This is a genomic window from Pseudomonas kurunegalensis (assembly GCF_030291635.1).
In the GTDB taxonomy this organism is placed as follows: Bacteria; Pseudomonadota; Gammaproteobacteria; order Pseudomonadales; family Pseudomonadaceae; genus Aquipseudomonas; species Aquipseudomonas monteilii.
On the sequence record NZ_CP127871.1, the window covers coordinates 5,171,899 to 5,194,322 of the forward strand.

Consider the following 22,424-nt stretch of genomic DNA (forward strand, 5'->3'; position numbering starts at 1 on the left):
TATTGGAGAAACATGATGATCCCGGTAATTCTTTCTGGTGGTAGCGGTTCGCGTCTGTGGCCTCTGTCGCGCAAGCAGTTCCCTAAACAGTTCCTGGCCCTGACCGGCGAACACACCCTGTTCCAGCAGACTATCGAACGCCTGGTGTTCGAAGGCATGGACACACCCATCGTGGTCTGCAACAAAGACCACAAGTTCATCGTCCAGGAGCAACTGGCGGCGCTGAAGCTGGAAACCCAAGGCATCCTGATGGAGCCGTTCGGCCGCAACACTGCACCCGCCGTGGCCATGGCCGCCATGAAACTGGTCAACGAAGGCCGCGACGAGCTGATGCTGGTGCTGCCCGCCGACCACGTGATCGACGACCAGAAGGCCCTGCAACGCGCCCTGGCTTTGGCCACCGTGGCCGCCGAGCGTGGCGAAATGGTGCTGTTCGGCGTGCCGGCAACCAAGCCGGAAACCGGATACGGCTACATCCGCTCCAGCCAGGACGCCCTGCTGCCCGAAGGCGTGGCGCGGGTGGCACAGTTCGTTGAAAAACCCGATGAAAAACGCGCCGCCGAGTTCGTCCAGGCCGGTGGCTACTTCTGGAACAGCGGCATGTTCCTGTTCCGTGCCAGCCGCTTCCTCGAAGAGCTGAAAAAGCACGACGGCGATATCTACGACACCTGCGTGCTGGCCCTTGAGCGCAGCCAGGAAGACGGCGATGTGCTGAGCATCGACGAAGCCACCTTCGCCTGCTGCCCGGACAACTCCATCGACTACGCGGTGATGGAAAAAACCCAGCGCGCCTGCGTAGTGCCGATGTCGGCCGGCTGGAGCGACGTGGGCTGCTGGTCGTCGCTGTGGGAGGTGCACGAGAAGGACGAGGACGGCAACGTCACCAAAGGCGACGTGGTGGTGCAGGACAGCCGCAACTGCATGATCCATGGCAACGGCAAGCTGGTGTCGGTGATCGGCCTGGAAAACATCGTGGTGGTCGAGACCAAGGACGCCATGATGATTGCCCACAAGGACAAGGTCCAGGGCGTGAAGCAGATGGTCAAGACCCTGGACGAACAGGGCCGCACGGAAACCCAGAACCACCTGGAAGTGTATCGCCCGTGGGGCTCGTACGACTCGGTGGACATGGGCGGCCGCTTCCAGGTCAAGCACATCACCGTAAAGCCAGGTGCCAGCCTGTCGCTGCAGATGCACCACCACCGTGCCGAGCACTGGATCGTGGTGTCTGGCACTGCCGAGGTGACGTGTGACGAGAACGTGTTCCTGCTGACCGAGAACCAGTCGACGTACATTCCGATTGCCTCGATCCACCGCCTGCGCAACCCGGGCAAGATCCCGCTGGAGATCATCGAAGTGCAGTCCGGTAGCTACCTGGGCGAAGATGACATCGAGCGCTTCGAGGATGTGTATGGGCGGACATCGACGCCGGTCGAGCGAGGTGTTTCGGTGAAGACCATCGCGCAATAAGTAACACCTTGGGGCCGCTTTGCGGCCCTTTCCCATTTCAGGCTACGATGGTCAGACCCGCGCAACCAAGGTCTGCCCGTCCCATGATCATCGGTGCCTTCCTCATCCTCACCTGGCTGGTGCTGCTGCTGCGCTACCCGGCCAAGGCCTTGCCGATCTCGCTGGCCGCCGTTTGTGGCCTGGGCTTGGTGGCGTTGTTTGTCGTTTGGCAGGACAACCGCGAAACCTCACGACTGGCCCGTCTGGACCTACGCCTTGCCTATGCCCCCGAACAATGCCCTGCCGACCGCGCATTGCAGGTACACATGAAGAACGGCAACAAAGTGCCGCTCACCGAACTGCGCTGGCGGGTGGCGGCGTATGCGCCGGGCGATACCGTGAACCTGGCCGAGAACACCTACAACGCCCCACGCTATCGAGGGCCGGGTGAATTGCAACCGGGGGCCGAGTGGAAAGACTGCCTGCCATTGCCACCGCTGCGGTCCGGGTACCGGCCGCAAACGCTGCAATTCCGTGCCGAACACCTGCAAGGTACCTTCGCCAATTAATCAAAGGCCTCCCCCATGCCCACCGTTCTGATCACCGGTTGTTCCAGCGGCATCGGCCGCGCCTTGGCCGACGCCTTCCGCGATGCCGGCCTCCACGTCTGGGCCACTGCGCGCAAGGCAGAAGATGTTGAAGTGTTAAGCGCTGCCGGTTTCACCGCGCGGCAGCTGGACGTGAATGACAGCGAGGCCCTGGCCCGCCTGGCCGAGGAGCTCGAAACCCTCGACATCCTGATCAACAACGCCGGCTATGGCGCCATGGGCCCGTTGCTCGACGGTGGCGTGGACGCCCTGCGCCAGCAGTTCGAAACCAACGTGTTCGCCGTGGTGGGCGTAACCCGCGCGCTGTTCCCGTTGCTACGCCGCTCACGAGGAACAGTGGTTAACATCGGCAGTGTTTCCGGCGTGCTGGTCACACCGTTCGCCGGTGCCTACTGCGCCTCGAAAGCCGCTGTACATGCCTTGAGCGATGCCTTGCGCCTGGAACTTGCTCCATTCGGTGTGCAGGTGATGGAAGTGCAGCCTGGCGCGATTGCCTCGCAATTTGCCAACAATGCCCAACGCCAGGCGGAGCAGGTGCTGGCGGCGGACTCAGCGTGGTGGCCGTTGCGTGAGCATGTACAGGCACGGGCGCGGGCTTCGCAGGACAAGCCGACTTCGGCGGCGGTGTTTGCCCAAGGGGTGTTGGCAGCCGTTGGCAAGTCACCCGTACCCGCAGTGGTGCGGTTGGGGAATGGCAGTACGGCGCTGCCGCTGATGGCGTGCTTGCTGCCAAGGCGGTTGCTGGATTGGGCACTGCGCAAGCGCTTTGGGCTGCTACGTCCGCTCTGAGATTTCGGCTGCCCCGGGGCCGCTTTGCGGCCCCGGCCTTTAGGCTTTTCTTGCCGGCTGTTCGTCGAACGCCTGCCAGCCACCACCCAAAGCCTTGTACAGGCCCACCAATGCTTGCGAAACAGCCGCCGAGCTGTCGATCCACTGCTCTTCGCTGGCCAGCAATGCACCCTGCACCGTCAGCACATTGAGAAAGTCCACTGCCCCTTCCACATACTGGCGCTGGGCGGTTTCCAGGGCGATGCGGTTCTGCCTCACAGCCTCGGCCAGGTGGTCACGGCGCAACTGGCTGGCGTTGTACAGGCGAAGCACATCGTCGATCTCATGCCAGGCACCGAGTACCACCTTGCGGTAGTTCAGCGCCGCTTCCTGTTGCTGCGCCTCGCGCAGTTCCAGGGTGCCCTTGAGCCGGCCACCCTCGAAGATCGGCAACGACAACTGTGGCCCGAAGGCAAAGCGGCGCGAATCCCAGCCGCCGAAATCAGACAACTGCATGGCCTGGAAACCGACGCTGCCCGACAAGCGGATGCTCGGATAGAAATCAGCTTTGGCCACACCAATGCTGGCCGTGGCGGCATGCAGGCGGGCTTCGGCCTGGAGAATGTCCGGGCGGCGCTCGGCCAGTTCGGACGGCAAACCGATGGCGAACGTTTGCTGCGGCGCAGGCAGTTCACCGCCTTGCAGCAATTCAGCCTGCAGACTGCGTGGCGGTTCTGCGGCGAGCAGGCTGAGGGCGTTGATCAGGTCATCACGCCGGGCTTCGAGGCTTGGCAGGCGGGCCTCGATCGACGCCACCTGGGCACTGGCCTGAGCCACGTCGAGCCGAGTGGCAACACCTTCGACCTGACGGTCTTCGGACAATTTCAGGCTGTGTCGGGCAACCTTGAGGTTGTCCTGTGTCACATCAATCGTGTGCTGCACCGCTCGCAGCTGAATGTAGTTGCCAGCGGTTTCCGACAGCAAGGCCAGCAGCACCCCACGGCGGTCGTTCTCGGCCACTTCGACCGTTGCATCGGCAGCCTCGACCTGGCGCCGCACGCGGCCCCACAGGTCCAGTTCCCAACCAGCCACCAGGTCGCCTTGCCAAAGGTTGTACGCCTCTTTACCCGCCTTACCGGAAGGGTCGCTCAAGCCTTCGGCGCTGTTACGCGCGCGGCTGTAACCGGCGTTGGCGTCTACCGATGGCACCTCATCGGCGGCCACGGTGCTGCGCAAGGCGCGGCTTTGCAGCAGGCGGGCGCTGGCCATCTGCAGGTCGAGGTTGCGCTCGGCAACGCGCTGGATCAACGCGCTGAGCTGTCCGTCATGAAAGGTTTCCCACCAGCGCAGCTCCAGCGGTTCGGCTTGCGGCTGGCTGGGTGCTGCCTGGCCTTGAAGCGGCGCCCACTGTTGCGGTGCCTGGCTGTCGGGGCGCAGGAAGTCCGGGCCCATCGTGCAACCGGCCATCAACACGGCCAGCAGCAAGGGGCTCAAGCGTAATGCAGGTTTCATCGTGCACTTACCTCTTTGCCATCCAGCTTGTCGCCACGGGTATCGATGGTCGCCTCCACCGACATGCCCACCCGCAAGCGGGAGAGCAACGGCTGCCCGTCATCGAACACGATCTTCACCGGGATACGCTGCACCACCTTGGTGAAGTTGCCGGTGGCGTTGTCTGGCTTCACGGCAGCGAAGGTTACGCCGGTGGCCGGGGCGATGCTTTCCACATGGCCTTGCAGCTTTTCACCAGAGAAGGTGTCGACGCTGATGCTTACCGGCTGCCCCGGCTGCACATGGGTCAGCTGGGTTTCCTGGAAGTTGCCGACCACATAGGCCTGCTGCAACGGCACCACCGACAGCAGGCGGGCGCCCGGGTTGACGTAGGCGCCGACACGCAAGGCACGCTCGCCAACCATGCCGTCCACCGGCGCAGTGATGCGTGTATAGGACAGGTCGAGCTGAGCCTTCTCCACACCCGCTTCAGCGCGCTTGAGCTGGCCATCGGCGCTGGCGACCTGGGCAGTAAGGATGTCTACCTGCTTGCGGGTCGCCACCAGCGCTGCCTGAACATTCGCCAAGCGGGCACGGGCCTGGTCGACACCACTGCGCGCCTGCTGGGCGTTCTGCACGGTGCCGGCGCCCTGCTCGGCCAGGCGGCTGTAGCGGTTAACCTCATGGTCAGCGAACGCCGCTTCGGCCTGGGCTGCTTTTACCGCAGCCTCGGCCTGGGCGATCAGCGATGCCTGGCGCTCAAGCGTGGCGCGGGCATCGGCGCTTTGCGCCTGGGCTACCAGCAATTGGGCCTGCGCGGCGTCCAGCGCAGCCTGGTAGTCGCGGGCATCGATAGTCGCCAGCAACTGGCCGGCCGTGACCTGCTGGTTATCTTCCACCAGCACTTCCTTGATGAAGCCTGCGACCTTGGGCGCGACCACGGTGTAGTCGGCGATTACGTAAGCATCATTGGTGCTCTGGCGGTTGTCGCTGCCGAACATCCAGGGGCCGACAATGCCAGCCAGAACGGCCACGGCCAGCACCGAGCCAATGAACAGGGTTTTGCGGTTGTTAGTCATTTCAGCGGTTCTCGAATTCATCCAGGGTTCAGGCCACCGCACGCGGCGGGTAGACCCGGGTAGGCACGAAAGGAATCAGGCAGATCAGGGCCACGGCGATGCCAGCCATGACCAGGTAGAGGTCGGCGGAGGTCAGCACCAGCGCTTGGTCGTGAATACGCCGGGCCAGGCCCGCAGCGCTGTCGTCGACCAGCGGGGCGTTGCCCAGGCTGTCCACCAGGTGGTTGGAATGGAAGTGCCGGCGCAGGGTGCCAAGTGCATCCAGCAAGCCACCCGCGATGACTGCAGCCAGGCCTTTGACAGTGTTGAACCAACTGGAGGCGAACGGGCCTTCCTGTGGGGTCATCCCGTTGGTGGACAGCATCAGCAGTGGCAGCACCGCCATGGGCTGGCCGAACACCTGCAACAGGTAGAACGGGTAGAAGTCGCCACGGATCCACTCGCTGGTCAGCAGGCTGCTGCCGACACACGACACCGCCAGCATCGCCAGGCCGATGCCCAGCACCCAGCGGCAGTCCACTGCGCGGATGTTGCACAGGGCTGCCGTCAGCGGCAGGGCGATCAGTTGCGGCATCGCCACCAGCATCATCAGCGGGCTGGTCTGTGCCGGGCGATAGCCCTGGATCTGCGCAAGGTACGCCGACGGGATACTGCCCACGCCCGAGAGCACGATCAGCACGCCGGCCAGGGTCACCAAGGCGAAACTCAGGTTGCGCCGCTGCAGCATGCGCAACTGGAAAAACGGCAGCGGCTCGGACCACTCGTTGAACATGAACAGCACCAACAGCAGCAGGCCACCACCCAGCAGCCAGCAGATCAGCGGCGAATCGAACCAGCCCCAACGGTCACCCAGCGACAGGCCCAGCACGATGCAACTGATGGCGGGCAGGCCCAGCAACACACCGCGCCAGTCGAACTGCTTGAAACGCTCCAGGCGCAGCGGGTCTTGCGGCAGGCCCCAACCCACGCAGACGATGGCCAGCGCCGAGGGCAGGATGATCTGCCAGAAGGCCCATTGCCAACCGACGTACTCGGTCCACAGCCCCGCGAGCGGCGTGCCAAGGTTGGGGCCGAAAGTGGCGGTCAGTGCATAGCAGGCCAGGCCATAGACCTTGATGCCCGGCGGCAGAAAGCGCAGGGCCACGCTCATCAGCATCGGCGGCAAGGCACCCGAGGCAAAGCCCTGGAGTACACGCAGCAGCATCAGGCTATGCAGGTTGGGGGCGAACGGTTGCAGCAGGCCAAGCACGGCGAACAGGCCAATGGCGCTCATGGTGAAGCGCCGCAGTGAGAAGGTGGTGGCCAGCCACGGCGCAAAGGCCATGGCCGAGACCGAAGCGGCGCTGTACACCGCCAGCAGCCAGGCGCCTTCATCGGCACCAATGCCCATGGCACCGCGGATATCGGCCAGGGAAATCTTGGTGACTGACTCGTTCAGGCCCGCGCACAGCACGGCCAGCAATACACCGAACAGCCCCACCACCACCTGCACGCCGAACGCCGTCTGCGCAGGTGCAGCCGGCGCGGGGGCGGCGGCCAACGCCGCAGAGGGTGCGGTCAGGGAACTCATGAAATTACATCTCCAGCAACAATTTCGAGGCTGGAGCAAGTTTAAGAAGGTCGAATGCTGACGAAAACTGACTTGTTGGCAGCTTTACATTGCGTCAGACGCAATTGTCAGCAGCATCACGGATCAATACTGCCGCATGCTTTCAACGTCTGGCGCAGCCAACGATGCGCGGGATCGTTGTCGAACCGCGGGTGCCATGCCTGCTTCACATTGACCTTTTCCAACGGCACCGGGATCTCGAACGAGCGCAGTGGCAACTTCAGGCGCTGCACACTGTTGAGGATATTGGCCGGTATCGGCAGGATCAGGTCTGAGTCGGGCAACGAAAACATGGCCGAGTGGAAGCTGGTGGTGATCAGCGCTACCCGACGCTCCACCTTGTGGTTGGCCAGCGCCACATCGATCGGCCCATTGGCGCGGCCACGCCGGGATACGCTGATCTGCGGGTAGGCGGCGAAGCGCTCAGGGGTGATAGGGGCGTCGAAGATCGGATGCCCTACGCGCGCCAGGCCCACGAAATAGGTGTTGAACAGGCTCTGAACCTTGATTTCCGGGCCCAGCTCGACGGCCGAGCTGATGATCAGGTCGATGTGCCCATTGCGCAGCACCGCATCATCATCGCCACTGCCCTCCGGGACGAACCGCAACACCGTACGCGGTGCCTGGGCCAGCATCATGCGCAGCAGTTGGGCGCCGTACAAGGCGATGAACAAATCATTGGTGCGGATATTGAAGGCACGGTCCAGGTTAACCAGATCGACATCGTCTCGGCTGCGGAACACCTGCCCGGCCTGCTCCACCAACCCATGCACCTGTTCGCGCAGGGCCAACGCCCGTGGCGTCGGTACCAGGCCACGGCCGGCACGCACAAGAATCGGGTCGCCCATGGCCTCGCGAATGCGCCCCAGGGTTCGGCTCATGGCCGCCGGGCTCAGGTTCATGCGCTGTGCTGCGCCGACCACGCTGCCCTCGTCGAGCAGGGCGTCGAGGGCGACGAGCAGGTTCATGTCCGGGAGTTGCATGGCCGTTTTCCGTGGCAGCTGTGGGAATGGCGATGGTAGCAGGTTGGTGGATTGCACCAGACGCAATGCGCTCTTGCGTGGTGGGGCATTTATTCGATGGTCGTGTTCGGCCTTAAATGCAGCATTGGCAGGCCCGGCCTCTTCGCGGGCACGCCCGTTCCCACAGGTCCCTCACAATGCCTAGGCTTGTGCGGTACCTGTGGGAACGGGCGCGCCCGCGAAGAGGCCGATCCTGTAGACACATCAGCCAAGGATCCAGCATGCCCTCCCCAGTCCTGATCGCCATCGACGCCTCCCCCGCTTCCAGCGCCCTGCTCACCCTCGCCCGCCGCTACTGCCGCCCCGTCGAACACGAACTGCACGTGCTGCTGGCCATCGACTCCACCTTCGCTGTCCACGACCAACCCGCGCCCTACACCGCTGAAGAACTGGAGGAATACCCCGCCGCCTGCGAAGAACAGCAACATGCCGACCACGCCGTTGCTGAGGCCGTGCGCGAGTTGCAGCAAGCCGGCTTCGCCAGCCAGGGCTGCATGGTGGCCGGGCAACCGGTCGAAGTGATCGTGGCCAAGGCGCAGGAATTGAGCTGCGAACTGATCATCATGGGCCACCGCCACCTGTCGCGGCTGGGGCGGATGCTGGATCCGTCGATCAGCGCGAAGGTGATTGATCGGGTGAAGGTTCCGGTGTTGGTAGAGGCGACGGGTTAGAAATCACAGATGATTGAGCGTTCGTCTCTGAGGCACATTTGCTCGTGCAGGTGCTCGCCATGATTTTTATAGCGCCTAGGAGATCGAGCGCCGCCCGCGCGGCGCATCGCGAGCAAGCTCGCCCCTACATTTGTTTCGGGACAGATTCATCTGAAGAACGTGTGACCGCCTTGTCTGTACGACACGATATCTAGCGAAGTGTAAAGGTGGTCGGGCGGCGCTAGGCCGCATAAACGACAAACTGGTCAAGAAAGGCACTCACAGCCCTGCCCCCTTCGTAGTCCGTTTCCCAAATTTGAAGGTCGGCCACCTCTTGCGTTGTTCCTTGACGAGATAAGCAGTCAAACTGGGTAAGAATCGCCTTGCCCAACCGGAGCGCTGAGTATGGACACAGATGTCAAAAACATCTTGGATTGGCTAGATCTGACAATAGCCACCCATCCCGAATGCCTCAGATTGGTTGATGAAGAATTGATTAAGAAAATTGACGAGCTTGTTGGTGATGCTGAGGTCGATCTTCAGGCAAGACTCTTACCAGACGGCACCTGATAACGCTAAGCACTCGTTACCTTCCCTGTAGTGGCCTCATCACTGTCGGTCCCAGGATGAGGCCACAGTCTATTGTCACCCCTCGCTCGGCTTCACCACCACCGTACAGGTCGTCCCCGCCGCAAGCAAAAACCCTTCCGGCACTTCATCAATGTGAATCCGCACAGGCACGCGCTGCGCCAGCCGCACCCAGTTGAACGTCGGGTTTACATCGGCAATCAGCTCACGGCTTTGCGGGTTGTCGCGGTCGTAGATGCCGCGGGCGATGCTCTCCACATGGCCCTTGATGCGCTCGCCGCTCATCATCTGCAGCTCGGCCTGGTCGCCCACTTTCACGTGTGGCAACTTGGTCTCTTCGAAGAACCCGTACACCCAGAACGAGTTCTCGTCGACCACCGCCATCACCGCTTCACCGGTACGCGCATAGTCGCCCTTGTGAATATTCAGGTTGGTCACATAACCGTCCACCGTGGCCACAATGTGGGTGCGCTTGAGGTTCAGTTCGGCGGCAGCCAGTTCAGCCAGCGCCTGCTGGTAATCGGCCTGGGCGGAGTTGGCGATGTTGCTGGCGTCGTCGCGGTTTTCTTTGGAGATCACCAGGTTGTCCATGTCGGCCCGGCGCTTGGCGTTGACCTTGCGCATTTCCCAGGTCGCCTTGCGCGAGGCGACCAGTGCCTTGGCCTGGTCGACCGCCAGTTGGTAATGCTCGGGGTCGATCTGGATCAGCAGGTCGCCCTTCTTCACCCGCTGGTTGTCCTTGACCGGGACGTCCACCACATAGCCAGGCACGTCGGCGGCGACGTTGATGATATCGGCACGCACGCGGCCGTCGCGGGTCCAGGGCGTGGTCATGTAGTGCAGCCACAACTGGCGACCGATGGCCACGGCAGCGACCAGCACCAGCAGGGTGGCGATCAGGCTGAAGAACTTTTTCATCGAAGGATTCTCACCAGTAGACAGTAAGCGCCATGGCGCCGAACAGGCAGACGAACAGGCTCAGACGCAGCAGCGCCGGGTGCCAGAAGAAGCGGTAGCCATCATGGCTGGCGATGAACCGGTCCAGGCCCCAGGCCAGGCCCAGGGCGAACAGGAACATCAAGGTCATGGTGGGCATGTACACGCCATGGAAGGCGATTTCACGGGGCATGGTGCAGTCCTTTCGCCGGTGCCAGTGGCGACTGTGGGTCAAGCAGGGAAGAACGGATGAAATGCAGGTAGCTTTGCGCACGGCGCAGCACCGAGGTATCGAAGTGCCGGGCGAATGGCTCGTCGGTGGCTTGCACGCGGGCGATGGCGTGGTCCACCGCCACCAGTGCGCGTTCGTGGTTGCTGGCGCTGGGCTGCAAGAACAGCCTTGCCAGCGCGCGGCCCATCACGCGGATGGCCTGGCGCCACGGTTGTGACTCGGCGTAGGCCGGGTGCACCGGCGCACGGGCCTGCTCTTTGCGCAGCTCGATGACGGCGTGACCGATTTCCAGCACGGTGAACATCCACCCCATCAGCTGGCTTTGCACCTGCGGCTTGCCGGCCGCCAGACCATAGGCCTGGTGCAACAGGTCGCGGGTGCGGCTTTCGAAGGCCGACCCCAGGCCGCGCAGGCGGCCGCTGATGGCGAACAGCACTTGCTCACGCAGTTCCTGCTCCAGCCGGCTCCACAGCCAGCGGCTGTTGGGCGGCAGGATGATCGCGCCAGCAGCAGCGCAGACGAACATGCCGATGACCATGCCGATGTAGTCGTTGATGAACGTGTAAGGGTCATACACCGTCAGGTTGTTCGGCACCGAACCGATGGCGAAGAACACCAGCAGGCCCAGGCCATAACCGGCGTACGCCGGGCGCGAGGCAAGGAACGCGCCGAGCACGAACACCGGCGCCAGCACCATGCACAGCAGCGGGAAACCGTCGATCCAGGGGAACACGAAGAAGGTTTCGAAGAAGCCGACAAAAGCGCCGATAGCCGTGCCGCAAGCCATCTGGAACGACATGCGTTTGGGGTTGGGCGAGGCCGCCGAAAGGCCCACGGTGACGGTGGCGATCAAGGTCATCATGGCGCCGCTGGGCCAGTCGCTGAGCAGCCAGTAACTGCCCAGCAGCAACAGCACCGCCGAGGCACGCACGCCGGCGGCCAACGACACCAGCCAGCTGGTCTGCGCCACATAGGGCTCGTCCCACTGTTCACGCTCGTGCCTGTGCGCCGCCAACGAAGCGTGGGTTTCAGCATAACTGAACATTTCGTCGACAAAGCGGTACAGCAGCTCGAACGCCGTATGGAAGTCGAGCAGGTCGGCCTCGCTGGGCTCGGTCGCCAGGTACTCGGCTCGCAGCCCGCGTACCTGGGCTTGCAGGCCTTCCTTGTAGGCGGCCAGCTCCAGGGTCAGGCGCAGTGCATCGGCATCGGTCAACGCCCGGCCCACGTAAGGCTGTAACAGCTCCACCAAGGTGTTCAGGCCCGGTTCGATGGCACTGACGATCTGCAGGGGGCCACGAGCACGCAGGCGTTCGAGCAAACGGTGCAGGGCATTGAAACGTGTGGTGATGGCCATGAACTCGCTGTTCATGCGCACCAGCCGGCCACTGCGGCGGCGCATGTGCGGGTCTTCGAAGGCAGTGACGTTGCGCAGGCTCTCAAGGCCCACGGCCTCGGCGACAAAGCGCACGTTGCTGCTTTCGAAACGGTCTTTCTGGCTGTCACCGCGCAGGGCCTCCACCACCACCCCGGCGAATACGCCAAAGCGCTGATACAGGGCGTTGCGCATGGCCGCACTGGCCGACTGCGGCAGGATCGCGGCACTGACGAAGGTCGATACCAGAATGCCCAAGGCAATTTCCAGCACCCGCCATACCGCCGCCATGAATGCCTGGTCGGGGTGCTGCAACACCGGCAGGCCGATCATCGCAGCGGTGTAGCCCGCCAGCACGAAGCCATAAGCGCGGAAGGTGCGGTAGCGCATGGCGCCAGCCGAGCACAGGCCCACCCACAGGGCCAGGCTAGGCAGAAACAGCTCGGTGTTTTGCGGGAAGATGGCGATCAGCGCCACCATCATCGCCGAGCCGGCCAGGGTGCCGAGCACCCGGTAGAAGCTCTTGGCGAACACATGCCCGCTTTGCGGCTGCATGACGATGAACACCGTGATCATGGCCGTGCGCGGTTGCGGCAGCTCCAGGCGCATGGCCAGCCACAGGGTGATGAACGCGGCAGCCAGCACCTTGAAGATGTACACCCAGGTCACACCGTCGGTGCGCGCCCAGGCAAAGAAGCCCCGGCGCCATTCCAGGCTTTGCAGCCAGCGCACGGGCAAACTGGAAGTGCTCATTCGGCGTTATCCGGCTTCTTGTCGAAAATGGCCAGGGTGGCCGGGGTGGCCGGCGCGGCCTGGCGTTCCTCTTTCGGCACATCCTGGCCGGCCTGCAGGCCGCCACCCAGCGCAGTGACCAGTTCGGCATGGGCGATCAGGCGGGCGGCCTGCACCTGCTGTTGCACCTGCTGCTGGCGGAACAGCAAGGTTTGCGCATTCAGCACGTTCAGGTAATCGGTAAGGCCACGCTGGAAGGCGATCATGGCGATGTCGTAGGTTTTCTGCGCGGCGGCGACGGACTCGGCGGCGAAGTGCGACTGTTCTTTCATCGACTCGCGGCGGATCAGTTGGTCGGAGATGTTCTTCAGTGCGCCCACCACAGTCTGGTTGTAACGCGCCACCGCCACGTCATAGCCCGCCGAGGCCACGCCCAGCTCCGAGCGCAGGCGGCCACCGTCGAAGATCGGCAGGCTGATGGCCGGGCCGACGTTGTAGTTGAACTTGCGCCCGGTGAGGAACTCCAGCGGGCCACCGCCGGTGGCCATGAAGCCCAGGCTGCCGACCAGGTCGACGTTGGGGAAGAAGCCGGCATAAGCAACGTCGATGCCACGCGCCTGCGCGGCCACCTGCCAGCGGCTGGCAACCACGTCAGGGCGCTGGCCGACCAGTTGGGCAGGCAGGTTGGAGGGCAGTTTCAGTGGCGCAGCCAGGGCCAAGGTCGGGCGCTGCAACTGTGCACCCTCCCCCGGCCCCTTGCCGGCCAGCGCGGCCAGTTGGTTACGGGTCAGGGCGATTTCTTCGTTGAGGCTGTCGAGCTGGCGGTGGGTTTCCGGCAGCGGCGCTTCGGCCTGACTGACTTCGAAATGGGTGCCGATGCCCGCGTCCAGGCGGCGCTTGGCCAAGGCCAGGATCTGCTCTTGCTGCTCCAGTTCGGCCTTGACGATATCGCGCTGGGCAAAGTGCAGGCTCAGCTGGATATAGGCACGCACCACGTTGTTCTGCAGTTCCAGCTGCGCCTGGCGGGCTTCGGCCACGCTCATGTGCGCCTGGTCCACCGCCTGCTCGCTGGCATTGCGTTCGCGGCCCCACAGGTCGAGGGCGTAGCTGAAACCGAAGGCGGCGTTGTTGTCCCAGGTGTTGGCGCCAGACAGCGCGCCAGGGCCGTAGAACTGGTCTTCAGGCCAGTTGTGGCGCTTGAGCGTGGCCTGGCCATTGACCTGCAGTTTTTCTGCCGACTCGACCACACCCGCCATGGCCTTGGCTTCGCGCACCCGCGCGGCAGCCATGGCCAGGCTTGGGCTGCCGGCCACGGCCAGGGCCACCCAGCGGTCCAGCTGGGGGTCGCCATAGGCGTGCCACCACTGCTGGTCGGGCCAGTGGGCATCGGTCGCGGCTTCGCGTATGGCCGCGTCGGTGGTCAAGGTATTGGCTTGCAGCGTCTTGCTTTGCGGGGCGATGCCCCAGGTTCCGATACAGCCACTCAAGGTGAGGGCAAGGGCACAGGCACTGAACGCATTGAGCGTTCTGATGATGCGACGCGGCACAGCTGCGATTTCCCGAGGAAGAGGTGAAGGGGCCGGGCAATTCTAGGGGGCGGCAGCACTGGCGATAAGCGCAGATTCCTGCGAATCTTTGTTACCAAAACAGCGATAATCCGCCTTTGGTCGAAGGCAACTTTTCAGCTTTTTATCGTTACTTCGTGACACAATTTTGTCCTCTACATCGAGAGTGACCCATGGACACCCTGCAAAACATGCGTGCTTTCAGTTGCGTAGCCCAGCTAGGCAGCTTTACCGCTGCCGCGGCGCAACTGGATACGACCACCGCGAACGTGTCGCGGGCGGTCTCCAACCTGGAAGCCCATCTGCAAACAAGGCTGCTCAACCGTACCACCCGCCGCATTGCGTTGACCGAGGCCGGCAAGCGCTACCTGATGCGTTGCGAACAGATTCTTACCTATGTGGAAGAAGCCGAGGCCGAGGCCAGTGACGCCCATGCGCGCCCCGCAGGGCAGCTGAAGGTGCACTCGATGACCGGGGTGGGCCAGCACTTCGTGGTCGATGCCATCGCCCGCTACCGCGAATCGCACCCGGACGTGACCTTCGACCTGACCATGGCCAACCGCGTACCCGACCTGCTCGACGAAGGCTACGACGTGTCCATCGTGCTGGCCACCGAACTGCCCGACTCGGGGTTCGTGTCCCAACGCCTGGGCATCACCTACAGCATCGTCTGCGCTTCGCCCGGCTATATCGCCCGCCACGGCAGTGCGCAAAAGCCCGCTGACCTGCTCAAGCACGCCTGCCTGCGCATGGTCAGCCCGGTGATCCCCCTGGAAAAGTGGCTGTTCGACGGGCCGGAAGGCCAGGAGATGGTCAACATCACCAGCTCGCCGTTCATGGTGAACACCGCCGACGCCATGAAGACCGCGATCCGCAGCGGTATGGGCGTGGGCGTGCTGCCGATCTACTCGGCCATCGACGGCCTGCGTGATGGCAGCCTGGTACGGGTGCTGCCCGAGTACCGCCTGCAGGAGCTGAACCTGTACGCCATCTACCCGTCGCGGCAGTACCTGGATGCCAAGATCAAGACTTGGGTCGAGTACCTGCGCAACTCGCTGCCGGAGATTCTCGCCGCCCATGAGGCGGACCTGAAAACCCATCAGGTGCTGATCGCCAACTAAAAAGCTGCTGCATGGCGGGGGTGGACAATGGTAGGTTGCTAACCAATATCTACCACCGCCTTGCAGAGAAGTTGCCCGATGAAAAAGACCGTCCTGGCCTTCAGCCGTATCACCCCGGCCATGGCCGAGCGCCTGCAGCAAGACTTCAACGTGATTTTGCCGAACCCCAAACTCGGCGACATCAATGCCCAGTTCAACGAAGCCCTGCCCGAGGCCCATGGCCTGATCGGCGTTGGCCGCAAGCTCGGCCGCGCCCAGCTTGAAGGCGCAGGCAAGCTGGAGGTGGTGTCCAGCGTGTCGGTCGGCTACGACAACTACGACCTGGACTACTTCAACGAACGCGGCATCGCCCTGACCAATACCCCGGATGTGCTGACCGAAAGCACCGCCGACTTGGGCTTCTCGCTGATCATGGGCTGCGCCCGCCGCACCGCCGAACTGGATGCCTGGACCAAGGCCGGCAACTGGCAGGCCACCGTAGGCCCGGCGCACTTTGGCAGCGATGTACATGGCAAGACACTGGGTATCGTTGGCATGGGCAACATCGGCGCAGCCGTTGCCCGTCGTGGTCGCTTTGGCTTCAACATGTCGGTCATCTACGCGGGCAACAGCCGTAAAAACGCGCTGGAGCAAGAGCTGGGGGCGCAGTTCCGCAGCCTGGAGCAGTTGCTGGCAGAAGCGGACTTCGTCGTGATCGTGGTGCCGTTGTCCGAGGCCACCCGCAAGTTGATCGGTGCGCGAGAGCTGAAGCTGATGAAGCCGAACGCCTTCCTGATCAACATCGCGCGTGGGCCGGTGGTGGACGAAGCGGCACTGATCGAAGCGCTGCAGAACGGCACCATTCGTGGCGCCGGGCTGGATGTGTACGAGAAGGAGCCACTGAGCGATTCGCCATTGTTCAAGCTGCCGAACGCGCTGACCTTGCCGCACATTGGTTCGGCCACTGCCGAAACCCGTGAGGCCATGGCCAACCGGGCGATGGACAACCTGCGTGCGGCACTGCTGGGTGAGCGGCCGCGGGATCTGGTGAATCCGCAGGTGTGGAAAGGCTGACAGATATTCGTTGCCTGCACCGGCCCTTTCGCGGGTTCACCCGCGAAAGGGCCGGTGCAGGCAGCACATTACCTACTTGGCCAGCACAATTTTCTCAGCCACCCGAGCCTTGGGCTTGCGAAACACCAGCACATTCCCCGCCATCACCGCCACCAGCCCCAACAAAGCCGGCGCAGTCCACTGATACCCCTCGGCCACCGCCGACACATTCAACGCCACCAACGGGAACAGCACCGTGCAATAGGCCGCCCGTTCCGGCCCCATGCGTCCGACCAAGGTCAGGTAGGCAGTAAAGGCAATCACCGACCCCGGCACCACCAAATACAGCAACGAGCCGATGTAGCGCACATTCCACTCCATGCTGAACGGCACGCCGCTGACCACACAGAACACCGCCAGCATCGCCGCCCCGTAGACCATGCCCCAGGCGTTGGTAGTCATGGGTTTGAGCCCGGCCTTCTGCTGCATGCTCGACAGCATGTTGCCTGCCGAGAAGCACAGCGTGCCGAGCAAGGCCAGGCCGAGGCCGTACAAGGTCTCGCGGCTGGCGCTGTGGTGCGACAGCTCGGGCCAGAACAGCAGGCCCAGGCCGAGCAAGCCCAAGGCGCCGCCACCAAATACGTTACTGGCGATTTTATGACCAAAGAAGATCCGCGCATTAAGGGCGTTCCACAGGGTAGCGGTGGAAAACACCACAGCGATCAAGCCACTGGCGACCCACTGGCTGGCACTGAGGAAGCAGATGAAATTGACGCAAAACAGGCACAAGCCCTGAGCCAGGCAGATCTGGTGGCCACGGCGGTTCATGGGTTGCAGGCGGCGGGTGAGCAGCAGGAAGGCGAACAGGATAAGCCCGGCCAAGGCGAAGCGGTAAACGATCGAAACCGGGATGGCGACCACACCCAACTGGAGTTTCAGGGCGATCCAGGTGGTACCCCAGATCAGGACGGTGAGCAGGTACAGTGACAGGTTCATGGCGGTGGTTCCTTGGGCCTTTCAAGATCGGTGCCCGGCGCTTCGCGGGCAAGCCCGCTCCTACAGGGATCGCCAGTGTTCTTCCGATCAGCGTTTGCCTGCTTGCACAAACTTGCGCTTTTCTTGCCCCGGTAGATGTCACTCGACCACAGCCGCAGTAGGATGGCTGGCAAGAGGACTCGCCCATGACCCCACTCACCCAGCTGCAAGTGTTCAACGCCATGCACGCCTCGCCCCACGCCCGGCTGGAGCTGAGCGCGCACCTGGGCGATGGGCTGGCGGCGGCGTTGTGGAGCAACCGGGATGATGCCCGCGATTATCAGGCACCGACCCATCACACCCTGTCGTGCTACATCGCCGACGGCACCGGCACCTTCCGCCGCCAGCGCCCGGCCGACAAGGGCGCGCCGGGCAAGCTGTGCGTGATGCCGGCCGGGCAGGAATCGAACTGGGTGGTCAATGGTGCAATCCGCCTGGCGCACCTGTACGTCAGCGAGGCGCAATTCGCCTTGGGCTGCGTGCGCCTGCTCGACCGGGAACCGCGTGAGCTGCAGTTGCAGGAAGCGACCTTTCTCGACGACCCGCAACAGGCTGCGCGCTTTCGCCAACTGATTACTCTGGACTGGGACGAGCCCGGCGAGCGCCTGCTGGCCAGCAGCCTGGCGCACGAGATTGTCGACCATGCGCTGCTCAGCCAGGTCGGGCTGCGCCAAGGCCTGCGCCTGAAGGGCGGGCTGGCGCCAAACCTGCGCCGGCAGATGGTCGAGTACATCGAAGCACACCTGGATCAGCCAATTACCCTGGGTGAACTGGCCTTGCGCTGCAACCTGTCCGAATACCACTTCGCGCGCATGTTCCGCAGCAGTTTCGGGCTACCGCCGCACCAGTACCTGCTGGCCCGGCGGCTGCACCGGGCTTGTGGGCTGTTGCGGCTGGGGGAAATGCCGCTGGGGGAAATTGCCTTGATGTGCGGGTTTGCCAGTGCCAGCCATTTCAGCAACCGGTTCAGACAGGCTATTGGCTCAACGCCGGGAGAGTACCGTTCGGCCTTCAACCTGTGAATTGGGGCCGCTATGCGGCCCCAATTACTTAGAACTCAAAGGTACTCGACAAACTCACCTGCCGCGCATCCCCAATCGCCACAAAGTACTGGTTCACCGCCGAGCTGTAGTAAACCTTGTCGAACAGGTTCTTAACATTCAGCTGCAAGCGCACGTTGTGCTCATCCAGCTTGGTCTCGTAGCTGGCAAACGCATCCGCCACAGTGTAAGACGGCAAATCGAAGGTGTTGGTCGAGTTGCCCGCCCGCTCCCCCACATAACGCGCACCTGCACCTAGCCGCAGCTTGTCGCCACCGAACAGGCTGCCGAAGTCGTACACGGCCGACAACGAACCGCTGTGCTTGGCCACGTTCTGCAAGCGGTTGCCTTGCAGGTCCGGGTCCTTGGTGACCTTGGCGTCCGTGTAGGCGTAGCTGCCAATCAGGCTCCAGTGCTCGCTCAGCTGCCCCGTCAGGTCGAGCTCCACGCCACGCGAGCTGACCTCGCCGGCGTTGCTGTACACCGTCTCTTTGGTGGTGGCATCAAAGTTGGAAACCAGCACATTGCGCTTGGTGATGTCGAACAGTGCCAGGGTGCCCGTGACACGGCCCGGCATGTCGAGCTTGGCCCCCAACTCCCATGACTTGCCTTCTTCCGGTGCCACCGACGAGTCGAGCACAACATTGCCGGTCAACGGCGCGATGCTGGAGTTGGGCTTGAACGACTCGCTGTAGCTGCCATAGAACGACAGTTGGTCGTCAACCTTGTAGACGATTCCGGCATGCGGTACCCAAGCCTGGCCACTGATGTCGGTGTTGACATGGAACGGGCGGCCGCGCCCGGCGTACTGGTCGAACTGCTGGAAGCGGGCACCCGCCACAAGGATCCAGTGCTCATCCAGGTGCAGCGCATCCTGCACGAACAGTGCGTCGGTGCGCAGCTTGTCGGTCTGGTCACTCTCTTTGGCACCTACGCTGGTGCCTTCCACTTCCTGGCCGTACACCGGGTTTACATAGCTGAACGTGGATTGCGCAGTCTGGCGGATCAGGTCACCGCGATAAATCTTGCGGTCTTCATGGTCGACGCCGAACAGCAGGTCGTGCTGCATACCGGCCAACTCCACGTTGCCCGCCAGGCTCAAGGTGGCGAACTGGTCACGGCTCATGGCGTTGTGGGTACCATCGATGCTTCGCGACAGTGTGCCGGTCTCTTCATTCACACCCGTCACGCGTACCTGGCTGGCATCGTAGGTCTCGCGGTTGAAGCTGTAGCCAAAGTGCAGCTTCCAGTCATCGGCCAGTTGGTGGTCGACTTCCAGGCGGTACAGGTCAGACCGCCCTTCCATGTCGTTGAACGGCTCGTCGAGGCGCCGCGTGGCGGGGATGTTCAGCGGGTGGCCGTTGTTGCCGAACGCGGTGCCGCGGTCGAACGGAGAGAGAAATTCGCGGTGCTCGTAGGCCAGCACCACCTGGGTGTCTTCGCCTAGCCAGGCCAGCGACGGCGCTACCAATGACTCGCGGTGCACGCCGTAGTTGCGCCAGTAGTCTTCGTCTTCGTGGTCGACGATCAGGCGGTAGGCGAAGTTGCTGTCACCCAGCGCGCCGGTGCTGTCGAACCCGCCGCCACTGCCGTTCTTGCCGCTGCCGTAGGTGGAGCCACGCACGGTCAGGGCGTTGTACTGCTGCAACTGCGGGCGCTTGCTGACCACGTTGATCACCCCGCCCGGGTCCTGGATGCCGTACAGCAGCGAGGCCGGGCCCTTGAGCACTTCGACCCGCTCGGTGCTGGCGTTGAGGCTGCGGCCCTGCACGATGGGCATGCCATCGCGCATGATCGAGCCGTCGCGGTTGTCGCCAAAACCGCGCTTCATCACCGTGTCGGAGGTGCCGCCGAAGTTGTTGCCCTGGGTGATGCCACTGACGTTGTAAAGGGCATCGTCGAGGTTGCGCGGGGCCTGGTCGCGGATGACCTGGGCCGGCACCACGTTGATAGCCTGGGGAATGTCCTGGTTCGGGCCTTGCCCGCGCATGATCGAGGCGGTGGCCGGCGGTTGATAGCTGTACACGTCCATTTGCGAGGTCACGGTGGTGGCCTGCAGGTTGAGGGCGCCGGAAGTGTCTGCGGTTTCGAGGGTCAGGGTACGTGCGTCGACGCGGCGCCAGGCCAACCCGGTGCTGCCCAGCAGCTGTTGCAGGGCCTGTTCGGCGCTGAATCGGCCGTTCAGTGCCGGCGCCTGCACGCCCGGCAGTTCCAGGGTGTAGACCACGCTCTGGCCGGTGGTGCGGCTGAAGGCGTTGAGCGCCTGGGCCAGGGGCTGGGCCGGCTGGGCGAAGGCATAGGTCTGCTGTTGCTCGGCGGCACTGGCCAGGGGAGCGACAGCAACGGCCGGGAGCATGGCAAGGCCGAACCAGAGAGGGACGCAACGCGGAGAGAACTTCATGGACGCTGACCTGTGAGAGGGTGATGACTGCGAATGAATCGCACTTCCACTCATTACACGGATGCCACGTCCTGTTACCTCACCCGCTTTTTGAAAAATATTTTGCCTGTGCCCGCGAAGAGGCCAGTACAGGCAACTACCGAATCAGGGTCAACCGCCCCAGCACGGTCTGCCGCGAAAAGCCCATCACCTTGCCCAGCGAATCCAGCGCCAGCAACGGTTCATCCACCGGGAAACTGCCGCTGACCTTGCGCTGCCCCAGTTCACCATCCAGCAACAGAATGCGCCCCGGGTAATAGCGCCCGAGGTCTTCCACCACCTGCGCCAGTGGCACCTGGTAGTAATTCAACCAGCCCTGGCGCCAGGCCAGGCGGTTGTCACTGTCCACCGCCTGGGTGTCGCCTACCCTGCCGGCGCTGTAGACCACCTGCTGGTTGGCCGTCAGCTCACGCGCCAAAACGCCCTGCGCGGGGCTAACGCCCACACGCCCACTGCGCACTGTCACCTGGGCGCCCTCGCCCTGCTCGCGCACTTCGAACTGGGTACCCAGCACCCGTACCTCGCCACCGGCAGCTTCAACCAGGAACGGCTCGCCGGTATGCGTCACCTGGAAAAACGCCGCGCCATGCAGCAACCGCACACGGCGCTCCCCCTTGGCGAAATCGACCGCAATGGCGCTACCGGCATCCAGCGTGACCTGCGACTGGTCAGCCAAGGTCACCTGGCGAATCTGCCCGGCACTGCTGTAGTCAGCCTGCAGGTCCTGCAACCAGTAGCCCGGGTGCCAGCCACCGGCAATACCCACGGCCAGCACCAGGCAGGCCGCCATCGCCAGCGCCGCCACACTTCGCCATGGAGCACGGACCGGCGGCTTGGCCATGGCATCAAGGTAACGTTGCAAGGCTTGCTGTTCTTCGCCGGCCAACCGCTGCGCCGGGGCGGCGCTTTTCTGCCACAACAACTGAGCCTGTTCGTAGGCGGCGCGGTGAGCAGGGTCGGCCAGCAACCAGCGCTTGAACGCCGCCCCCTCGGCTTGCGCGGGCTGCTCGTTGATGTGGCTGAGCCACTGCAGGGCGGCCTGGGACTGCGCCTCGGTAATGGGGGGCATGCTGCTCATCGACGGGCGCTCCCTGGCCGGCGTGGAATGGGCGCGGGCTCGGCAACACTGGCCTTGCACGCTTCAAGGGCGCGCATCATATGCTTTTCCACGGCACTCTGGGACAGTTGCATGGCCTTGGCGATTTCGCCGTACTTGCAGCCGTGAATGCGGTTGAGCAAAAAGATCTGCCGGGTGCGCTCGGGCAAGGCGCGCAACGCGGCTTCGATGCGTTGCAGGTCGTGGTCCACTTCCAGGGCCTGCTCTGGCGCCTGGGCCGTGGCCACTTCGTCCACCGGCAACGCGGCTTCGGCCACGCGCTCGCGGCTGCCTTCACTGCGCAGGTGGTCGATGGCGAGATTACCAGCGCATCGCAGCAGGTAGGTGTCCAGCGCCTCGACCTTCACTTCGGGGCGCCGCCAGAAGCGCAGAAATAGCTCCTGAACCAGGTCCGATGCCGTGGCGCGGCAGCCGACGCGCCGGCTGACCAGGGCTTCCATGCGTGCCCGTTGGGCCTGGAACACCTGGACGAAACGGGCACGCCCGCCAGCACTGTCGGCGTCGGGCTCGATGATGTCCCCCTGCTCGCTCACGG

At 63.5% G+C, this 22,424-nt stretch carries 20 protein-coding genes; 8 read left to right on the forward strand and 12 right to left on the reverse strand.

The window, feature by feature from the left end; all coding sequences use genetic code 11:
- Nucleotides 1-15 precede the first annotated feature (15 nt).
- The 3 genes from QQ992_RS23650 (at nt 16) to QQ992_RS23660 (ending at nt 2,846) form a co-directional block, all read left to right on the forward strand.
- Complete coding sequence (locus QQ992_RS23650; protein ID WP_028698625.1) at nt 16-1,470, forward strand: mannose-1-phosphate guanylyltransferase/mannose-6-phosphate isomerase; 1,455 nt, start codon at nt 16-18, stop codon at nt 1,468-1,470.
- Nucleotides 1,471-1,553: 83 nt separating this feature from the next.
- On the forward strand, nt 1,554-2,018 hold the full coding sequence (locus tag QQ992_RS23655) for a multidrug transporter (RefSeq protein WP_286111246.1): 465 nt from the start codon (nt 1,554-1,556) through the stop codon (nt 2,016-2,018).
- A 15-nt stretch (nt 2,019-2,033) separates the two neighbouring features.
- Nucleotides 2,034-2,846, forward strand: a complete 813-nt coding sequence (locus tag QQ992_RS23660; protein ID WP_286111247.1) for an SDR family oxidoreductase — start codon at nt 2,034-2,036, stop codon at nt 2,844-2,846.
- Between the two features lie 39 nt (nt 2,847-2,885).
- On the opposite strand, the gene QQ992_RS23665 is transcribed toward QQ992_RS23660, so the two are convergent.
- From QQ992_RS23665 to QQ992_RS23680, 4 genes are all read right to left on the reverse strand, one after another.
- Nucleotides 2,886-4,337, reverse strand: coding sequence for an efflux transporter outer membrane subunit (locus tag QQ992_RS23665; protein WP_286111249.1), 1,452 nt, complete (start codon nt 4,335-4,337; stop codon nt 2,886-2,888).
- Entirely contained in the window at nt 4,334-5,395 is a 1,062-nt protein-coding gene (locus QQ992_RS23670; protein WP_286111250.1) for an HlyD family secretion protein, read from the reverse strand. The genes QQ992_RS23665 and QQ992_RS23670 overlap by 4 nt, the downstream gene beginning before the upstream one ends.
- Before the next feature lie 28 nt (nt 5,396-5,423).
- Nucleotides 5,424-6,965 (reverse strand): MFS transporter, encoded by a 1,542-nt coding sequence (locus tag QQ992_RS23675; RefSeq protein WP_119371382.1) that lies wholly within the window; start codon nt 6,963-6,965, stop codon nt 5,424-5,426.
- Between the two features lie 116 nt (nt 6,966-7,081).
- The gene (locus tag QQ992_RS23680) at nt 7,082-7,987 is read right to left on the reverse strand and encodes a LysR family transcriptional regulator (RefSeq protein WP_019098852.1); all 906 of its coding nucleotides are present in this window, start codon (nt 7,985-7,987) and stop codon (nt 7,082-7,084) included.
- Nucleotides 7,988-8,247: 260 nt separating this feature from the next.
- Between QQ992_RS23680 and QQ992_RS23685 the strand changes: the two genes are divergently transcribed.
- Nucleotides 8,248-8,697, forward strand: coding sequence for a universal stress protein (locus QQ992_RS23685; protein ID WP_286111251.1), 450 nt, complete (start codon nt 8,248-8,250; stop codon nt 8,695-8,697).
- A 384-nt stretch (nt 8,698-9,081) separates the two neighbouring features.
- A complete protein-coding gene (locus tag QQ992_RS23690) occupies nt 9,082-9,246 on the forward strand; it encodes an AbrB/MazE/SpoVT family DNA-binding domain-containing protein (protein WP_286111252.1) in 165 nt (54 codons plus the stop codon).
- Between the two features lie 75 nt (nt 9,247-9,321).
- Here the strand turns inward: QQ992_RS23690 and QQ992_RS23695 are convergent, their stop codons facing one another.
- The 4 genes from QQ992_RS23695 to QQ992_RS23710 are packed head-to-tail and all read right to left on the reverse strand — an operon-like array spanning nt 9,322 to nt 14,086.
- Entirely contained in the window at nt 9,322-10,182 is an 861-nt protein-coding gene (locus QQ992_RS23695; RefSeq protein WP_016713502.1) for an efflux RND transporter periplasmic adaptor subunit, read from the reverse strand.
- A gap of 10 nt (nt 10,183-10,192) precedes the next feature.
- Nucleotides 10,193-10,393, reverse strand: coding sequence for a DUF1656 domain-containing protein (locus QQ992_RS23700; RefSeq protein ID WP_009685040.1), 201 nt, complete (start codon nt 10,391-10,393; stop codon nt 10,193-10,195).
- Complete coding sequence (locus tag QQ992_RS23705; RefSeq protein ID WP_016713501.1) at nt 10,383-12,560, reverse strand: FUSC family protein; 2,178 nt, start codon at nt 12,558-12,560, stop codon at nt 10,383-10,385. Before QQ992_RS23705 ends, QQ992_RS23700 begins: the two co-directional genes overlap by 11 nt.
- Nucleotides 12,557-14,086: an efflux transporter outer membrane subunit gene (locus tag QQ992_RS23710; RefSeq protein ID WP_286111253.1), complete on the reverse strand. Its 1,530-nt coding sequence runs from the start codon at nt 14,084-14,086 to the stop codon at nt 12,557-12,559. The genes QQ992_RS23705 and QQ992_RS23710 overlap by 4 nt, the downstream gene beginning before the upstream one ends.
- Nucleotides 14,087-14,277: 191 nt before the next feature.
- Between QQ992_RS23710 and QQ992_RS23715 the strand changes: the two genes are divergently transcribed.
- Both QQ992_RS23715 and QQ992_RS23720 read left to right on the forward strand, forming a co-directional pair.
- Nucleotides 14,278-15,225 (forward strand): LysR family transcriptional regulator, encoded by a 948-nt coding sequence (locus QQ992_RS23715; RefSeq protein WP_016713499.1) that lies wholly within the window; start codon nt 14,278-14,280, stop codon nt 15,223-15,225.
- 78 nt (nt 15,226-15,303) lie between these two features.
- A complete protein-coding gene (locus tag QQ992_RS23720) occupies nt 15,304-16,278 on the forward strand; it encodes a 2-hydroxyacid dehydrogenase (protein WP_286111254.1) in 975 nt (324 codons plus the stop codon).
- A gap of 72 nt (nt 16,279-16,350) precedes the next feature.
- Here QQ992_RS23720 and QQ992_RS23725 read toward each other — a convergent pair whose 3' ends face one another.
- Nucleotides 16,351-17,253, reverse strand: coding sequence for a DMT family transporter (locus QQ992_RS23725; protein ID WP_286111255.1), 903 nt, complete (start codon nt 17,251-17,253; stop codon nt 16,351-16,353).
- 185 nt (nt 17,254-17,438) lie between these two features.
- Between QQ992_RS23725 and QQ992_RS23730 the strand changes: the two genes are divergently transcribed.
- Nucleotides 17,439-18,314, forward strand: coding sequence for a helix-turn-helix transcriptional regulator (locus QQ992_RS23730; protein ID WP_286111257.1), 876 nt, complete (start codon nt 17,439-17,441; stop codon nt 18,312-18,314).
- Between the two features lie 28 nt (nt 18,315-18,342).
- Here QQ992_RS23730 and QQ992_RS23735 read toward each other — a convergent pair whose 3' ends face one another.
- The 3 genes from QQ992_RS23735 to QQ992_RS23745 all read right to left on the reverse strand — a co-directional run bounded on the left by QQ992_RS23735 (nt 18,343) and on the right by QQ992_RS23745 (nt 22,422).
- Nucleotides 18,343-20,733, reverse strand: coding sequence for a TonB-dependent siderophore receptor (locus tag QQ992_RS23735; RefSeq protein ID WP_286111258.1), 2,391 nt, complete (start codon nt 20,731-20,733; stop codon nt 18,343-18,345).
- A gap of 136 nt (nt 20,734-20,869) precedes the next feature.
- Entirely contained in the window at nt 20,870-21,850 is a 981-nt protein-coding gene (locus QQ992_RS23740) for a FecR family protein (protein ID WP_286111259.1), read from the reverse strand.
- Nucleotides 21,847-22,422 carry an RNA polymerase sigma factor gene (locus tag QQ992_RS23745; protein ID WP_060499754.1) on the reverse strand — a complete coding sequence of 192 codons (576 nt, stop codon included), beginning with the start codon at nt 22,420-22,422 and terminating at the stop codon, nt 21,847-21,849. Before QQ992_RS23745 ends, QQ992_RS23740 begins: the two co-directional genes overlap by 4 nt.
- Between the last annotated feature and the right edge of the window lie 2 nt (nt 22,423-22,424).

Coding starts and splice junctions, on each gene's coding strand:
- QQ992_RS23650 (WP_028698625.1), top strand. CDS start 16: ATGATCCCGGTAATTCTTTCTGGTGGTAGCGGTTCGCGTCTGTGGCCT.
- QQ992_RS23655 (WP_286111246.1), top strand. CDS start 1,554: ATGATCATCGGTGCCTTCCTCATCCTCACCTGGCTGGTGCTGCTGCTG.
- QQ992_RS23660 (WP_286111247.1), top strand. CDS start 2,034: ATGCCCACCGTTCTGATCACCGGTTGTTCCAGCGGCATCGGCCGCGCC.
- QQ992_RS23665 (WP_286111249.1), bottom strand. CDS start 4,337: ATGAAACCTGCATTACGCTTGAGCCCCTTGCTGCTGGCCGTGTTGATG.
- QQ992_RS23670 (WP_286111250.1), bottom strand. CDS start 5,395: ATGACTAACAACCGCAAAACCCTGTTCATTGGCTCGGTGCTGGCCGTG.
- QQ992_RS23675 (WP_119371382.1), bottom strand. CDS start 6,965: ATGAGTTCCCTGACCGCACCCTCTGCGGCGTTGGCCGCCGCCCCCGCG.
- QQ992_RS23680 (WP_019098852.1), bottom strand. CDS start 7,987: ATGCAACTCCCGGACATGAACCTGCTCGTCGCCCTCGACGCCCTGCTC.
- QQ992_RS23685 (WP_286111251.1), top strand. CDS start 8,248: ATGCCCTCCCCAGTCCTGATCGCCATCGACGCCTCCCCCGCTTCCAGC.
- QQ992_RS23690 (WP_286111252.1), top strand. CDS start 9,082: ATGGACACAGATGTCAAAAACATCTTGGATTGGCTAGATCTGACAATA.
- QQ992_RS23695 (WP_016713502.1), bottom strand. CDS start 10,182: ATGAAAAAGTTCTTCAGCCTGATCGCCACCCTGCTGGTGCTGGTCGCT.
- QQ992_RS23700 (WP_009685040.1), bottom strand. CDS start 10,393: ATGCCCCGTGAAATCGCCTTCCATGGCGTGTACATGCCCACCATGACC.
- QQ992_RS23705 (WP_016713501.1), bottom strand. CDS start 12,560: ATGAGCACTTCCAGTTTGCCCGTGCGCTGGCTGCAAAGCCTGGAATGG.
- QQ992_RS23715 (WP_016713499.1), top strand. CDS start 14,278: ATGGACACCCTGCAAAACATGCGTGCTTTCAGTTGCGTAGCCCAGCTA.
- QQ992_RS23720 (WP_286111254.1), top strand. CDS start 15,304: ATGAAAAAGACCGTCCTGGCCTTCAGCCGTATCACCCCGGCCATGGCC.
- QQ992_RS23725 (WP_286111255.1), bottom strand. CDS start 17,253: ATGAACCTGTCACTGTACCTGCTCACCGTCCTGATCTGGGGTACCACC.
- QQ992_RS23730 (WP_286111257.1), top strand. CDS start 17,439: ATGACCCCACTCACCCAGCTGCAAGTGTTCAACGCCATGCACGCCTCG.
- QQ992_RS23735 (WP_286111258.1), bottom strand. CDS start 20,733: ATGAAGTTCTCTCCGCGTTGCGTCCCTCTCTGGTTCGGCCTTGCCATG.
- QQ992_RS23740 (WP_286111259.1), bottom strand. CDS start 21,850: ATGAGCAGCATGCCCCCCATTACCGAGGCGCAGTCCCAGGCCGCCCTG.